The sequence below is a fragment of the Bacillus sp. CCB-MMP212 genome, assembly GCF_022748145.1.
In the GTDB taxonomy this organism is placed as follows: Bacteria; Bacillota; Bacilli; order Bacillales; family Bacillaceae_G; genus Bacillus_A; species Bacillus_A cereus.
Genome location: NZ_JALDQE010000003.1, coordinates 360,979 through 376,620, shown reverse-complemented (window position 1 = coordinate 376,620; position 15,642 = coordinate 360,979). Strand labels below are relative to the sequence as shown.

Below are 15,642 nucleotides of genomic sequence, written 5' to 3'. Positions count from 1 at the left end.
TGCTACTATAATTGTATTATAGTACACGAAAAAAGACAAACTGAGTTGTTTGTCTTTTCTATACTTCTACTTCATTATATCAACCTTTTGAAAAATTCGTTTGTACCTCTTGAATTGGCCAATATCGCAAATCAACTTTACCGACGACTGTATCAGCTTTTACAAAGCCAAAGTGTCTACTATCCCAGCTCCCGAGCCGGTTATCACCTACTACAAAAATAAACCCGGGTGGCACCAGCTTTTCTTTCGTTAACTCTTCTAATGTAAAGTCGCCTGTTAGTTGCCTTCCATTTATCTCTTTCTTATACTTCTCTAGATACGGCTCATCAATAAATTGTCCATTTATATATAACTTATCATGCTTATATTCAATATGATCTCCAGGTAAACCGATAATTCGCTTTACATAGTCCTCTTTTTTATTCGCATGAAACACCACAACATCAAATCTGTTCAAGTCCCCAACTTGATAACTCACCTTATTTACAACGAGCATATTGCCATCTTGCAATGTCGGCATCATTGACTTCCCCTCTACAACATACGTTGAAAAGAAAAACGTTCGAAAAAATACAGCTAATAATACACCAATTAAAATTGTTCGTATCCACTCTATGCCTTCTTTTTTCAAAGTTTTCTTCATCTGCTTCTCCCCTTATCCTTTAATACTGAAGCTTTCCTTTACAAAGAAGACTATTCTTAATGTAGTTCTAACTTTACTTCGATTTTCTTACCGACATACCATAAAATAAAAATACCAATCGCTACAATGACTGATTTCACCGGGTTATGAATAAATGACATTAAATCATGACCGATATACGTTAAAATAAAAATCATCACAAGTTTTCCGAATGCTAACGCTAGACCAAACTGTTTTACACTAATTCGGGATAAACCAGCGACAACATTTATGAGCGCTGACGGTGTAAACGGAAAACAAAATATAACAAAAATCGGTGCGAATCCTTTCCTTTCAATCCACCCCATTGCTTTTCGTACTCTCTCATGCTTATTTACAAACGAAAAGAAACGACTGCGACCAAAATGGCGGATGATGAAAAAGACAAGTAATGCACCCATTACTGATCCAAGCCATGAATAAAGAAAACCGAGCCAAAAGCCAAATGCAACAGCATTCGCCAGTACAAATACGATAAGCGGTAATGCTGGAATCAACGCCTCTATCATCGGTAAACCAATACCAAGAAGTGGTCCGAACGCTTTATAACTCTCAACAATATGATCCATATTTTCTGGTGAAAAATACTCTTTGATTGTCTGAAAATCCATTCTACACTTTACCCCTTTACTCTAAATACTATCCCTACTGTATCATCGCTTATATGAAAGAGGAAATGGTAGATACGACATATGGAGATGCATTTATTAAAGTTTCCATATCTTTCATAAGAATTCCTTCATTATTTAGCTATGATAATCTATCAATATTCGACAGGACATGTCGTTCGTTTTGTTATTTAGATGGTTTTCCGATTTTTATCGTTAAATGAAATTACACTGATGATTTTCTAAATATAACAATTACAACTCGGTTTTTCTAATATATCGCCTTACCTACAAAGACTGATAAAGTGAAACTTTAATCAGTGGGGATTTTGTTGATCCCCCGCTTAACTTCTTTGCTTTCGCTGAATTTTGAGGCGGGGGTCTTACTGCCCACAAATAACAGGATAAACAAAAAAGAATGGGGATTCCCCCATCCTTTCACACTTCGCCTTCCTTCACAAAATACACACTCTCATAAGCGGGTCTTAATGTTGATTCCTCTTTTTTATCAACCTCTTTAAAACAAGGATTCCCTTGTTTTTTCCTACGATCTTCATATTCAGTACGTAATTTCGCTGTACGATTTTGTTGATTTTCAAAACTAGTTTTTGATATCTCTAATTTCACAGCAAAGCCATTTATAAATCTAATAATAAGATTTCCATCTTTTAATTCTTTATTACTTTCAATATAAAAATGAGACAACCAAGCGCACTCTTTTCTAGAGTAAGAATAGGTAGGGAAAAAATAAAGTTGATCTGCTGGACTAATCGCAATCGGTGCTTTATGTGTAATATGAGTTAACTCTTTCGTTCCTTCTTTTCTGCCTAAGAAACTAGAGCCATGCTTGCGGCAACTTCTTTCTATAATATCTAGAGGTTTTTGAAATACGAAAAAAGAATCATTCATTTCAACGACTCGAGTAACAATTTTCTTTTCACTTAGAATAACAGGAAGTAAGGCCATCGTATTTTTCGTTACAACATAATTTTCGACATAGCGTTCCACTTTACTTTCCATGCTCTATTATCTCCTTTTTTCCATTTATATTAGCAGCTGCATATATAATTTTAGCACCTATGAAAAGAAAACGGATTGCATATTCCACTATTTTACATAGATTTATTATTTATCAACCATTCTTTAAATTTAAAATTAACTATATAATAATAAAAAGATAATAATGTACACAAAAAACATTTATACTACTATAAATATTTGAAATCACTTCCTCATTTCACATCATTACAACAACTAACTTTGCTATAATTAAAATGTAAATCCAATATATGGAGGGCTACTATGGAAGAAAAAGAAATCCAACCATCGATTCAAATGAAAAATAGCAGCGTCATTATCGTGAAAAACTCAGCTAGCATTATATTCGGTTTATTTTTCATTCTGCTATTCTTTGCTAAACCGTTTCGTAAATCAAAATGTCCAGAATGTAAAAAACGTGAGAAGAAAAAATCAGGGCAAGAACAATAAAAAGGCCTTCCTTTATGGAATGCCTTTTTACATTTGTAGTATCATTTTATTTATTCTTCTTCACCCTAAAAAACAACTATATTTTCTTCCAAGGTTCTCTACATCTTTTTTGATTTGTATATGATCCTTATCTAAAACATGAGAAATAGTATTTGTACTTGTTACTCGCTTTTAATTTTTATTAAACAATTCAAATTTGTACATCTTTATCCATCACTAACAATTCGTTAATTAGTTAACTTTATAATATAAGTTTTGTATATAATTTCATTCAAAAACACAATATATATAAGTGGTCATTTTATAATTACATTGCTTTTTATCGAATTCCAAAAAGGAGCTGTATACTATGGATAAAGAAAATCTATTAAGCCAGCAGGTTAATAGCATCCCCTCAGATGCTCTGAATACCCCTAGTAAGGAACAAGAACAACTGTTAGAAACATCATCTCAAAACGTACAAAATTCCAACAACAACACTAACAAAAAAGATGTTACTTAAGGTCCATCTGGAAAAGATTTCCCCATTTCAACAGAGAATACAAATTTATAGTTATTTACTATCATACGCAGCAAATGCTCTTGCTGAACTAATTCTTCTACAGAAACTAATACGCATTCCAGATAATTTTTCACCCGTTGTAACATAGAAAAAGAGATTTAGATATAAAAACAGGCTCTGAAAAAACTTTCCTCACAACAAAAAAAGGATGGCATTAGCCATCCTTTTTTCCATCATCAACTATAAAATTATAGTTTGATTACGTTTTTAGCTTGAGGTCCACGGTTACCTTCTTCGATTTCGAAGCTAACTTTTTGGCCTTCTTCTAGAGATTTGAAACCTTCAGTTTCGATTGCAGAGAAGTGTACGAATACGTCGTTTTCGCCTGGAACTTCGATGAAACCGAAGCCTTTTTCGTTGTTAAACCATTTTACTTGTCCTGTTACTGCCATGATTATTTCCTCCTAAGAAAATACAAATTTAATTTTTTTAGTCTTCCTGTCTAAAAAAAGAATCCACACATTATCAAATACGAAACATAAACTAGTTCTCACATACTTTTTCTCGTTCGTTTTCAGCACTTGATAACATATGGATTGCTTAATTTAACTATTCAACTGACATCATCATAGCACATTAAAATAAAATGTACAATCTTTTTCGAAAATAGAATTTCTAATTTTTAGTATTTCTTATAAAATATAATTATCTTTATTCCAAATAAGGAGGAGTTTATGACCAATAAAATTCCTAGAAAAACATTAAAAAGAATTGAAGAGGATATTGAAAATAATAATCTTGGAAAAGCAAGAGATAGATTGCATGGCCTCATCTTTACATACCCAAATGAATTACATCTTCGAAAAAAACTCGGAGATATTTATTATACATTACAATATCCAGAAATGGCTGGACGTTACTGGTATCTAGAGGAGCATAAAACAGATATTATGCATGAATCATGTTTATTATTTGAAAAATCAATGGGAAATAATCCTCATCATATTGCACGTGCTTTAAAGTTTAAAGGTGATTCTAACCATTTAAAAGGTTTGTATAAAGATCAACCTTTATCTTCAGTGCAGAAGAAAGTAGCAGAGGAGTTAATTTATGAGTATAAAGAAACATGGCAAGATAAGCTAGTTCCTTTTGGCTGTCTAGCATTCCTTACTTGCCTTCTCTTTTCTGCCATTGTTGGTCTATTTACTATTTGGAATTGGATTTTGTAATCACAGGGGGAATTTTCACATGTCAAACTACGCTAAAGAAGAAAGGCTAACAGGGGGAAACGTCTCAAACGTATATCGTTCTGAAAATACTGTTCGGCGAGAGTTAAAGCCGGGCGGTGAAAAGATTCATAAGCTATTGCAACATTTAGAAAACAAAGGATTTCATTATGCTCCAAAGTTTTTAGGTGTAGATGAAAAGGATAGAGAGATTTTATCCTTTATTGAAGGAGAAGCTGGCAATTATCCTTTAAAAGAATATATGCGATCTAATGATGTATTAAAAGAAATCGCAAAGATACTTCGCCTTTACCATGATGCTGTAAGTGATTTTCCGTTATTAGATGATTGGAAACCGATGGATCACACTCCAAATAACATTGAGGTTTTATGTCACAATGATTTTGCCATATATAACATTATTTTTAATAATGAGAAGCCAGTAGGGATTATTGATTTCGATGTTGTTGCTCCTGGTCCAAGACTATGGGATATCGCTTATACACTCTATACTTGTGTGCCTTTAAGTAGAGTGTATTATACAGAATCCGGTGAAGCCGTTCATTATGACTCATCGCAACATGCAGATCGCATTAAAGAGAGAATGAATTTGTTCGTTCAGTCCTATGATAAAAATATGGATGAAGATTACTTAGGAATGGTGTTGCTTCGATTAGAAGGATTATGTACATATATGAAACGAAAAGCGCAAGAAGGCGACTTGAATTTCCAAAGAATGATTGATGAAGGACATCTAGAGCATTATGAGAAAGATATGAAGTTTATTCGTGATCATAGGGCTGAGTGGAGTTGATTTAGTAATAAAGAAAAGGAAGTATCGTTTTTTGCCGACAACTCAATCTCTCTTTTCGAATCGTTTAGAAAATAACAAGGGGCACCCTTCAAAAAGGTGCCCCTTCCTTTTATTTCGTAAACTGTGCTTCTTCCGTAGATCCTTTTAACGCTGTCGTTGATGAAGTTCCGCCTGTAATCACTTGTGCAACTTCATCAAAGTAACCTGTTCCTACTTCGCGTTGATGACGTGTTGCAGAGTAGCCATGTTTTTCAGCTGCGAATTCTGCTTGTTGTAGTTCAGAGTATGCTGCCATGCCGCGCTCTTTATAGCCACGTGCTAGTTCAAACATACCGTAATTTAATGAATGGAATCCAGCAAGTGTTACGAATTGGAACTTGTAACCATAAGATGCGATTTCCTTTTGGAAGCTTGCAATTGTTTTTTCATCTAGTTTTTGTTTCCAGTTGAATGAAGGTGAGCAGTTATATGCAAGTAGCTTTCCTGGATGCTCCTTATGAATTGCGTCCGCAAATCGTTTTGCATCTTCTAAATTTGGTTCTGACGTTTCACACCAAACGAGGTCTGCATACGGTGCATACGCTAAACCGCGCGCAATTGCTTGATCAAGACCTGCATTCGTACGGTAAAATCCTTCTGGTGTTCTTTCTCCTGTAATAAATGCTTTATCAACAGGATCGATATCGCTCGTAATTAAATCAGCTGCATCCGCATCTGTTCTTGCAACGATAATTGTCGGCACTCCCATTACATCTGCTGCAAGACGTGCAGAAATTAAATTGCGTACTGCTGTTTGCGTTGGTAGTAGTACTTTTCCGCCTAAATGGCCACATTTTTTCTCTGAAGATAATTGATCTTCAAAATGCACACCTGATGCACCTGCTTCAATCATACCTTTCATCAGTTCGAATACGTTTAATTGTCCGCCAAATCCAGCTTCTGCATCTGCTACAATCGGTACGAAATAGTCTGTATCATCACTTCCTTCCATATGCTGAATTTGATCCGCACGTTGAAGCGTTTGATTAATTCGTTTTACTACAGCAGGTACGCTGTTCGCTGGATATAAACTTTGGTCTGGATACATATGTCCAGAAAGGTTTGCATCAGCTGCTACTTGCCAACCACTTAAGTAAATCGCTTGTAACCCAGCTTTTACTTGTTGCATCGCTTGGTTTCCTGTTAATGCGCCAAGTGCGTTAATATAGTCTTCTGTATGAAGCGATGTCCAAAGCTTCTCAGCACCGCGACGCGCTAACGTATGTTCAATATCAATTGACCCGCGCAGGCGAATTACATCTTCTGCCGAATATGGACGTGTGATCCCTTTCCAACGCTCATCTAATTCCCAGCTTTCTTGTAACTTCTCGATTCTTTCGTTTTTCATTTGTTCCATCCCCTTTTCATTTTTTATAAAATTTCATAACCCGGTAATGTTAAAAATGGTACGAATTCATCATTTCGAACGAGATCTGTAAACAACGTTGTCGCCTCTTGGAATCTCCCTTTCTTAAAGGCTTCCTTACCAATCTCTCTTTCTATTTTTGCTAATTCTTCTTCTTTTAGCTCTTCCATTAATTCAAGCGTAATATTACGACCATCATTTAGTTTTCCACCTTCATGACGAATCCATTGCCATACTTGTGCTCTTGAAATTTCAGCAGTTGCCGCATCTTCCATTAAGTTATAAATGGGTGCTGCTCCCCGTCCGCTTAACCAAGATGCAATATATTGAATACCTACACTAATATTCATGCGAAGGCCCTCTTCTGTAATCGTTCCCACCGGTACCTCTAGTAAATCGTTTTCTGTTACACATATTTCTTCACGTTTTCTAAAAATTTGATTCGGTGTTTTCATAATGTGATTAAACACTTCCATTGCAACCGGTACAAGTCCAGGGTGGGCAACCCAAGTCCCGTCATGACCGTCTAAAGCTTCGCGTTCCTTATCAGCACGCACTTTTTCAAAAGCTGCTTCATTTGCTTCTGGATTATTTTTAATCGGAATTTGTGCCGCCATTCCTCCAATTGCTGGTGCATTACGGCGGTGACATGTTTGAATTACTTTCAAAGAATACGAACGCATAAATGGCGCCGTCATCGTGACTTGTGCTCTATCTGGTAGTAAGAATTTATTATGATTACGGAAACTCTTTAAAAAGCTAAAAATATAATCCCATCTTCCGCAGTTTAAGCCAGCAGAATGATCTTTTAGCTCATATAAAATTTCATCCATTTCAAACGAAGCGTGAATCGTTTCCAGTAACACAGTTGCTTTAATCGTTCCATTTGGAATGCCGATATATTTTTGAGCAAATACGAATACATCATTCCATAATCTCGCTTCTAAATAACTTTCCATTTTTGGTAAGTAAAAGTATGGGCCGCTTCCTTTTGCTAAAAGAGCTTTCGCATTATGGAAAAAGTACAAGCCGAAATCTACTAAGCTACCCGACATATTCTTCCCATCAACTTGCATATGCTTTTCCTCTAAATGCCATCCTCTTGGACGTACAATGAGTACAGCTGTTTTCTCATTTAATCTATATTCTTTCCCTTTATCATTTTTATGTGAAATCGTTCCCTTTACTGCATCTCGTAAGTTGATTTGACCTTCAACTGCATTTTCCCAAGTTGGTGAATTCGAATCTTCAAAATCCGCCATAAAAAGGTGCGCTCCTGAATTTAAAGCGTTAATGACCATCTTTCTATCTACCGGTCCAGTAATCTCTACGCGGCGATCCTCTAAGTCTTTTGGCAGCTTGGCAATTGTCCAATCCGCTTCACGTATGTGTTTTGTTTCTTCTAGAAACTTCGGAAACTCCCCTGCATCAATTCTTTTTTGTTTTTCTACACGTTTTTGTAAAAGTTCTATGCGGCGCTCATTAAAATTCTCATGTAGTTCCTTCAAAAAACTAAGCACCTCAGGTGTCAATATTTCGTTGTACGCTGGTAACATTTCTCCAACGAGTGTAACCCGTGAAGTTTGCGTCGACATATTAGCATCCCCTTCTTAAACTGTTTTATAACAGATTTGATTTCATGTTTTATATTATATAACAAATCTTCAGAAAAGGAAGTTTTTTTTGAAAATTCATTTCGTTTTTTTTCAAAACGCCATTCTTTCGCGCTTTATTTCATACAAAAAAGGCTGCTGTTATACAACAACGACCTTTTTGTATTATTTTTAAATTTCACTTTGACTAGTTAAACTTTATTACTGCCCTTGTTCCATATCATGCAATATTGCTCTATGTAAAAACTGTGCGTATTGTTCTCTCGTTACCTTCATAGACGGACCGAATTTACCTTCTCCGATTCCCATTGTAATACCATTTGTTTGTACTGCACTAATTGCATTCGTTGCCCATGAATTTGCTGAAACATCATTAAAGTTATGAGATCCCTTGGCCTGTAAGTCAAAAGCATTCGTAAGAACTTGTGCCATTTCCGCACGCGTTAACGTCGCCTTCGGTCTAAAGTTTCCATTCTCGTCTCCCTGGAAAATTCCCATTTCCGTTAAAGCCAATATCTCCTCGATAAAGCTTGTTGAATTTTCATCAATATCTCCATATGGGTTTTCATATTCATCTTGTTCTTCCATATCAAACACACGGTAAATTAAAGCTGCAACTTGCTCACGTGTTACATTATCCCCAAAACCGAATATTCCATCGCCATATCCCAAAATAATTTCTTGTTCCGCTAATTCATGAATTGCCTCATATGCCCAATGTCCTTTTGGTACATCTTTAAATACAATTGTATTTGTTTTTTGCAACGGTGCACTTTCCGCTTTTACACTGTTACTCTCTGCTGAGAATAACACCCCACCCATAATTGTTAATGCTGTAGCTGTTTTTAATAATTTTTTGCTCATCAAATTATCTCCCCAATATGTATATGTTTTTTTAAAAATATACAGAATAAATGGTATAGCGACAATATATTTTTCGACACATTTCGTGACGGTTTTGTGAATCATATTACACATCATGTCTTTTTTATGGGGTTGATTATAAAGCTTATGTATAACATTAAAAATACAAATAAACGAATAATAATTCTTTTTTAAACAAACAAAAAAGCACAAATATTTCTATTTGTGCTTTCATATTTCACTCTATTTCCAATCCTCTTTCAAATGATAATTAATAATCGCATTATTAATAAACTGAGCATATTGTTCTCTAGGTACAGGGCGATTTAATTCATACATGCCATTCCCAGTTCCTCTCACAACATTATTAGATTGTAACGCACTAATTGCCTCTTCTGCCCAGTGGCCTTTTGGAATATCTTTAAATGTATGTTTTTGTTTCGTTTCAAAATTAAATGCTCGTTTTAAAATGACAGCCATTTCCGCTCTAGAGATTGGTGCTTTCGGCCTAAAATTCCCTTGGCCATCCCCTGAAAAAACACCACGTTTTGTTAACGCCAAAATTTCCTTTTTAAAAGTTGTTGTACTATCAGAAACATCTTTATATGGATTCGCTGCTGGCCCTTCTTCTTTTATCTCAAGTGTTCTGTAAATAGTCCCAGCTACTTGTTCACGTGTTATAAGATCACCAACACCATACTTTCCGTTTCCATACCCTAATATAATTTTATGATATGCTAAATCCATAATAGCATCATATGCCCAAAATCCGTATGGAACATCTTCAAACACAATCATTTGTGGATACTCTTCCGCTTTTACAGGCGTCACATTCGTCCCTGCAAATATACCTCCTGCCATTGTCGCAATCATCATTACACCCAATATTTTTTTCTTCATTATCCTCTCTCCCTATTTCATTCAAATAAAATGAATTTCATTGTTTCAGGAGTACTCTTTTTTGGTGAATGTAAGATAAAATGCAAATCTTCTAGAAGAAATATTTCCACTACCTTTCTGCTTTATGCCTCCTTCTTTCTTTTTCAAAAAGGAAGTTGTCACCTCTAAGGTGTTATATACTAAAACATTCTACAATCTCTTTATAAACTCCTTTTCACTTTACAACTTCCCTTTATTGGCGCGTAAATGAAATACCTAATGGAGGTTACTATATTCATGATTTATATTTCAGAGTTAGCATTCCCCTTCACTGATAACTCGCCTTCTCTTCCCTCGCGAAAAGTTAGTGCCATCCCTACAAATATAAGGATAATCCTTATTACTTGCATCTAAATCCGGTCTAATAGTTTGGCAACAGCAGGATCTAAAAACACTAATACAGAAATAATTCTCATCGATAAACCTCTTAAACTGTCAAAAAACAAGTAATATACAAATCTAGTATGTATAAATCATCGCCTTGAAAATGCCCGAAGTCTATGAATAGTAGCAATAAAAAAAGCATCCTTTTTTATTAAAAGAGGATGCTTTTTTTATATTTATTAACACTCAAATATGCTACTACTTTTGAAGAGTAAATTGGGCAACTATTTGTTTTAATTTTCCTGCTGCGTTATGCATATGTTCAATTGAAACCGAAATCTCTTGAACAGATTTTTCTTGCTGTTGAATAGACTCTTTTACCCTATCAGTTCGGTCAGATGATCTTTGGGAAATTTGAGCCATGTCTTCTGCAGAAGCCGAGATTTCCTCACTACTCGCTGCAATTTCATCTGTAGACATAGATACCGTTTGAATTTGCTCAGATACTTGTTGTACTTTTTCTGTAATTGTTCCAAATACTTTTTCTGTGTGCATTACTACTTGTGTACCTGCCTGTACCTCATTATCTACTTTCCCCATCATATGTACCGTATGGTTCGTTGTTCCCATAACTTGAGTAATAAGATTCTCAATTTGTTTTGCAGAATCACTAGATTGTTCTGCTAATTTCCGCACTTCATCTGCCACAATTGCAAATCCTCTACCACTTTCACCAGCACGTGCAGCCTCAATTGCGGCGTTTAATGCTAATAAGTTAATCTGAGAGGTAATACCTTGCATTACATCAATGATTTTAACAATTTCTTCTGATTGTTCTTTCATAGTCTCTACTTGTTTCACACCGCTATGTACCGAATTTTGGATTGTATCCATCTGTTGAATCATTTGTTTCATTAATTTGTTACCACTCTCTGCATCTAATGCTGATTGAGCAGATAATTCATTTACAGAGGATGATGTATTGACTATACTCTGCATTCCTTGTGTCAACTCTTCCATCGCACCCGCAGTTTGTTCCATTGCTTGCATTTGACTCTCTGCACCATTTGCGACTTCTTCAATATCCATAGTGATTTTTTTTGCTGCACTACTAGATACTTCTGACGCAGATGCTACTCCGTCTGCATATTGGAATAGAAGCTGAATATTATTCTCTACTTCTTGCATATTTGTTCTTAGCCCTGCAATCATCTCATTAAAATTACTTACTAATACACCTAATTCATCCTTAGCAGTATAATCACCATGTACAGTTAAATCTCCTTCTTTCGCTCTTTCCATCATACGACTAACCGTTTGTAAAGGTGCAACTATAAGCTTACTAATAATATAACTTACTATACATATAACGATTGTAGTAACTACTACAAGAATGATAAAGGTAATAACGGATCGATCAATCATTTTTTGAGAATCTTTAAACACTTGATCAGCTAAGTTTGAAACATACGATTCTAGATCCACTGCATAACCAGCTAACTCTACTCCCTTTGGTTTTAAGTTTTTTTGAAATTCGTTTACCATTTGAGATTCATTTGTTACCTTCGCTTTGTCAAACAACTTCTTGTATGTCTCCATATAACTTGGCAAAGATTTCTTCATCTTTTGAAACAACTCATCCTCTTGCTTACTTAAATTAACGCCATCATCATATTCTTTTAATAAAGAATCATATTTTTTAAGATCCTTTTCAATATTATCAATTATTCCCTCTTTATTTACCAATTCATTTTGTGACGCCGTAATTAATTCTAGTAAGTTATATTCTAGTGAATTTTGTGTACGAAGCATTCCTTCTAATAAAATTGCGGAATTTTGATAATCATCTACTACAACCTCTGTATCGTGCTTAATCTTATTAATGGAATTAATTGCTACACTGCTCATAATTACCATACCTAAAACTGCTAATGAAATAAGCGCTAATAATTTATATTTCACTTTTAAATTTTGTAAAAAATACATTTTTTCACCTTTATTCCTTTATATATAGATTTTTAGAATTTTATAGCTTATTATTTACAAAATCGCAATAAAAAGCAATGATAAATATTCCCAATATGAAACTTATATCTCTATAAAAAAAAGTAGCATAATAGCTACTCCTTTTTTCTTTGTTTCTCATATTGTTCAAATGCATGAATTCTTTCAAAAATTGGTGGATGCGTGTATAAGAAAAACTTCACTAACGCAGGCGGATTTACTTGGCTTAAACTTGTTTTTGATAAATATTGAAAAGTTTTCACACCAGATTTCCCATCCTTCGTCATATTTAAAGCATATTGATCTGCCGCTCTTTCTTCTATACGTGAAACATAGTTTGTTGCTGGTTGTACTGCAAATGAGAGTATAGAAGAAATTAAGAAAAATAAAGGTAAAATGGAGAAACATGCCACTTTTGAAATTTGCAATGTATCTCCCCATTTGCGAATACACATATTTATAATACGACTAATTAAAAACATACCTATAAACGATAGCAATACATAACTTGCAACGCCAAAATATATATGCTTCATAACATAATGCCCCATTTCATGGGCCATGATAAATAAAATCTCTTTATCTTTTAACTGCTTAAGCGTTGTATCCCACATTACAATACGGGCGTTAGGGCCAATTCCTGTTACGTAAGCATTTAATGCATTCGTTTTTTCTGACATATTTACTTCATATACGTGTTTAGCAGGAATATCCGCTTTGTCTGCTATCGCTAAAATTTTCGTTTCTAATTCTTTATTTTTCAGCGTCGAAAAGTCGTTATACAGTGGGTCAATAACGACAGGCTGTATGAATGTTAAAAAGATTGTAAATGGAACAGAGAGCGCCCACCCTGCTAGCCACCATCTCTTCGGAAATTTACGGATAAGCCATAATAGAACGGTCACTACAATTAACATAGTCGCATAACTTTCCCAAAAACCGATAACATGATCTTTAATCCAGCTTTGTGTGCTTTGCGTTGAAATGCCGTAATCAACGGACACTTTCCGGCCAATCCATTGCATCGGTAAGGCAAGCACTGTTGTCAGTAATGATAAATAAAAGAAATAAATCGCAACTTGCAAAACACTTATTTTAGTCGTTTCCTTCGACCATTTCTCAAACTTTCTTGAAATACCTAGCACAAGTACAAACAATAAAATAATCCATTCAAGAGGCGTCGCTAAAAAGTATAGTAAATTTTTCACGCGCGAATAATCTTGGCTTAGCGTAAGCTCTCTCGCACTCATAAACGTTTCTGGATCTGCACTTGTTCCTTTATACATGTCCGGAATAAGTTCATGATTCCATCCAAATAAATACCAATATATAAGTAACGCAAATCCAACGTACAAAAAAAGCGACCAACCAATAACCTTCCTCACGCTATTCCCTCCTCTATGCTGCCTGTCTATTATTATTGTAAGTTCGTACACGCTAAATTAGAACAAGCTTATTATGTGAATTGCTCGAAATCCTTTTATTTACATAAAAAAACTCTTCTACATAAGAAGAGTTTTACCTATCTTTAAACACTTTCTTCGGTTCACAATCCGGAATAAGGATCGCACTTGCAAACCAACACGTACCCTACTTGCTTTTTAGATAACATAAAAAGCCTCTTTAAGGAAGTACATCTATTAATAAACTAAAATCTTGTAAAGAGAAAGAACTATATTTCATAATACCTTGTACAGCTAAAAGTAAAACAAGACCGATCACACACATATAGTTAACGCTTTCTTCATTCTTTTTTTCAGTAACGACTCCACCACTTATACATAAAATCCCCAACAAATGGAGCGCTAAATACATGAAAAAATAAGCTTCCTCCCAACGCAAAATAACATTCACTGTCGTTATTAACACTAGACTAAGTAAAATCAAATAAAAAAACTTATTTGATGATATCGTTTCATTCATATAATTTTATACATCCCTTTCAAATTTCGAATTAATGATGTTTCAAAGCTATAAAGTAAATGATTGTTTTTATACCATAAAACAAAAGGAAAGCCACCATTACTTTCTCGAATACTTTATGAATCCACATATACTTCTCTTCATTCTTTCTGAAGATGCGCTTCATCATTTCTTCTACAATTAGACCAAATATTAGTAAAACCCCGAACACAATAAGAAGAGAAATAATATTTTCTTTTAAATCAGTACTAGAAAATAAGTAATACTCTGGAAACACAATCGTATCTACTACAGGTTGAAGCCAATGACAAACGCTTTTATCACACATATCTGTAATAGACGTAGCATCTATAATATCTTTTAATATTTTTTCAACCGTCTTCTTCATCTCATTTACTCCCCACTACATCTGAAAAGCTCTTTTCCTGCTCTGCATATATAACTGGCACTTCTTTACTCCAATATTTACGATTAACAAATAAAAAGATAAGTACTAAGTTTAATCCTGTTATAAAAATAATAAGTCCAGGAAAGAATGTCGTGTAATTTGAGAAATCGGCAAAACTCATAATTTTTTCTCTACTTATTAAAAAAGACGCACCCATTACAAATGCATTGTTTAACATATGTATTGCAATTGGCATGAGTAAACTTTTCGTACGAATATATACGATTGATAATACGATGCTGAATATGGCTGCACCGAGGAAATCAACATGTAACAACGCAAACAATATTGCTACAACGATGGTCGCTATGCTCGTTCCCCATTTTGTTGCAAAACGTTGAAGTAAAAATCCGCGAAAAACAAACTCCCCGATAATTGGTGCGATGAATACGACCCTAATGACTTGATATACATATCCCCCAGTACTATCTATAATCGGTTCATGCAGGGCATTCATAATAAAGTCCGGTGTAATCCATGCAAAACTATACATATACAAAATAAGATACCCGTAACTAAACATGCATAGCATAATCGTAATGTATAAAACTTGCACCAAGTTAAATGTTTCATTTTTATTAACAAACAATGAAAATGAAATGCGATGCTTTCTATACTCATAAAAAATCCATACGATCGGAAGGATATAGAATATAAGGATATTTATAAAAGAAGAATTTTGTATATGAAATATACTTGTTAGCAAATCGCCACTACTTCTCGCTATTAAAATTAATAGTGCAAATACAATTAAAAAATATCTAGCTCGCATCACTTGAAACGGATTCACACTCATCTCCTC

At 34.5% G+C, this 15,642-nt stretch carries 17 protein-coding genes and 2 pseudogenes; 4 read left to right on the top strand and 15 right to left on the bottom strand.

The window, feature by feature from the left end; translation table 11 throughout:
* Window positions 1-79: 79 nt before the first annotated feature.
* The 3 genes from lepB to MRP26_RS10310 all read right to left on the bottom strand — a co-directional run bounded on the left by lepB (window position 80) and on the right by MRP26_RS10310 (window position 2,310).
* Window positions 80-643, bottom strand: coding sequence for a signal peptidase I (lepB, locus tag MRP26_RS10320; protein ID WP_000751897.1), 564 nt, complete (start codon window positions 641-643; stop codon window positions 80-82).
* A 56-nt stretch (window positions 644-699) separates the two neighbouring features.
* The gene (locus MRP26_RS10315) at window positions 700-1,293 is read right to left on the bottom strand and encodes a TVP38/TMEM64 family protein (protein ID WP_000347517.1); all 594 of its coding nucleotides are present in this window, start codon (window positions 1,291-1,293) and stop codon (window positions 700-702) included.
* A 435-nt stretch (window positions 1,294-1,728) separates the two neighbouring features.
* On the bottom strand, window positions 1,729-2,310 hold the full coding sequence (locus MRP26_RS10310) for a competence protein ComK (protein WP_000444443.1): 582 nt from the start codon (window positions 2,308-2,310) through the stop codon (window positions 1,729-1,731).
* Between the two features lie 282 nt (window positions 2,311-2,592).
* On the opposite strand from MRP26_RS10310, the gene MRP26_RS10305 reads away from it, so the two are divergent.
* Both MRP26_RS10305 and MRP26_RS10300 read left to right on the top strand, forming a co-directional pair.
* Window positions 2,593-2,778, top strand: a complete 186-nt coding sequence (locus MRP26_RS10305) for a hypothetical protein (protein ID WP_000391373.1) — start codon at window positions 2,593-2,595, stop codon at window positions 2,776-2,778.
* A gap of 349 nt (window positions 2,779-3,127) precedes the next feature.
* A complete protein-coding gene (locus tag MRP26_RS10300) occupies window positions 3,128-3,280 on the top strand; it encodes a hypothetical protein (RefSeq protein ID WP_071740672.1) in 153 nt (50 codons plus the stop codon).
* 248 nt (window positions 3,281-3,528) lie between these two features.
* On the opposite strand, the gene cspA is transcribed toward MRP26_RS10300, so the two are convergent.
* The gene (gene cspA, locus MRP26_RS10295) at window positions 3,529-3,732 is read right to left on the bottom strand and encodes an RNA chaperone/antiterminator CspA (protein WP_000301522.1); all 204 of its coding nucleotides are present in this window, start codon (window positions 3,730-3,732) and stop codon (window positions 3,529-3,531) included.
* A gap of 282 nt (window positions 3,733-4,014) precedes the next feature.
* Here cspA and MRP26_RS10290 point away from each other — a divergent pair, with 282 nt between their 5' ends.
* Both MRP26_RS10290 and MRP26_RS10285 read left to right on the top strand, forming a co-directional pair.
* Window positions 4,015-4,509 (top strand): DUF6584 family protein, encoded by a 495-nt coding sequence (locus tag MRP26_RS10290; protein WP_197242083.1) that lies wholly within the window; start codon window positions 4,015-4,017, stop codon window positions 4,507-4,509.
* A gap of 19 nt (window positions 4,510-4,528) precedes the next feature.
* Window positions 4,529-5,320 carry a phosphotransferase gene (locus MRP26_RS10285; RefSeq protein ID WP_197242082.1) on the top strand — a complete coding sequence of 264 codons (792 nt, stop codon included), beginning with the start codon at window positions 4,529-4,531 and terminating at the stop codon, window positions 5,318-5,320.
* Window positions 5,321-5,429: 109 nt separating this feature from the next.
* Here MRP26_RS10285 and aceA read toward each other — a convergent pair whose 3' ends face one another.
* The 11 genes and pseudogenes from aceA to MRP26_RS10235 all read right to left on the bottom strand — a co-directional run bounded on the left by aceA (window position 5,430) and on the right by MRP26_RS10235 (window position 15,630).
* Window positions 5,430-6,707 (bottom strand): isocitrate lyase, encoded by a 1,278-nt coding sequence (gene aceA, locus MRP26_RS10280; RefSeq protein ID WP_082188049.1) that lies wholly within the window; start codon window positions 6,705-6,707, stop codon window positions 5,430-5,432.
* A gap of 23 nt (window positions 6,708-6,730) precedes the next feature.
* The gene (aceB, locus tag MRP26_RS10275) at window positions 6,731-8,320 is read right to left on the bottom strand and encodes a malate synthase A (RefSeq protein WP_053565044.1); all 1,590 of its coding nucleotides are present in this window, start codon (window positions 8,318-8,320) and stop codon (window positions 6,731-6,733) included.
* A gap of 219 nt (window positions 8,321-8,539) precedes the next feature.
* The gene (locus tag MRP26_RS10270) at window positions 8,540-9,307 is read right to left on the bottom strand and encodes an S-layer homology domain-containing protein (RefSeq protein ID WP_141241103.1); all 768 of its coding nucleotides are present in this window, start codon (window positions 9,305-9,307) and stop codon (window positions 8,540-8,542) included.
* A 138-nt stretch (window positions 9,308-9,445) separates the two neighbouring features.
* Window positions 9,446-10,102, bottom strand: a complete 657-nt coding sequence (locus MRP26_RS10265; RefSeq protein WP_141241104.1) for an S-layer homology domain-containing protein — start codon at window positions 10,100-10,102, stop codon at window positions 9,446-9,448.
* Window positions 10,103-10,383: 281 nt separating this feature from the next.
* Window positions 10,384-10,664 (bottom strand): annotated as a pseudogene (locus MRP26_RS10260) (EamA family transporter); the annotation flags it as partial.
* Between the two features lie 59 nt (window positions 10,665-10,723).
* Complete coding sequence (locus MRP26_RS31035; RefSeq protein WP_404978265.1) at window positions 10,724-11,515, bottom strand: methyl-accepting chemotaxis protein; 792 nt, start codon at window positions 11,513-11,515, stop codon at window positions 10,724-10,726.
* A 156-nt stretch (window positions 11,516-11,671) separates the two neighbouring features.
* Window positions 11,672-12,451, bottom strand: a pseudogene (locus MRP26_RS31030) (MCP four helix bundle domain-containing protein); the annotation flags it as partial.
* Between the two features lie 134 nt (window positions 12,452-12,585).
* Window positions 12,586-13,854 (bottom strand): M48 family metallopeptidase, encoded by a 1,269-nt coding sequence (locus tag MRP26_RS10250; RefSeq protein ID WP_001233315.1) that lies wholly within the window; start codon window positions 13,852-13,854, stop codon window positions 12,586-12,588.
* 238 nt (window positions 13,855-14,092) lie between these two features.
* Window positions 14,093-14,392 carry a DUF2101 family protein gene (locus tag MRP26_RS10245; RefSeq protein ID WP_001006050.1) on the bottom strand — a complete coding sequence of 100 codons (300 nt, stop codon included), beginning with the start codon at window positions 14,390-14,392 and terminating at the stop codon, window positions 14,093-14,095.
* Window positions 14,393-14,423: 31 nt separating this feature from the next.
* Window positions 14,424-14,780 (bottom strand): hypothetical protein, encoded by a 357-nt coding sequence (locus MRP26_RS10240; protein ID WP_197242079.1) that lies wholly within the window; start codon window positions 14,778-14,780, stop codon window positions 14,424-14,426.
* A 1-nt stretch (window position 14,781) separates the two neighbouring features.
* Window positions 14,782-15,630, bottom strand: a complete 849-nt coding sequence (locus MRP26_RS10235; RefSeq protein ID WP_197242078.1) for a CPBP family intramembrane glutamic endopeptidase — start codon at window positions 15,628-15,630, stop codon at window positions 14,782-14,784.
* Window positions 15,631-15,642 lie beyond the last annotated feature (12 nt).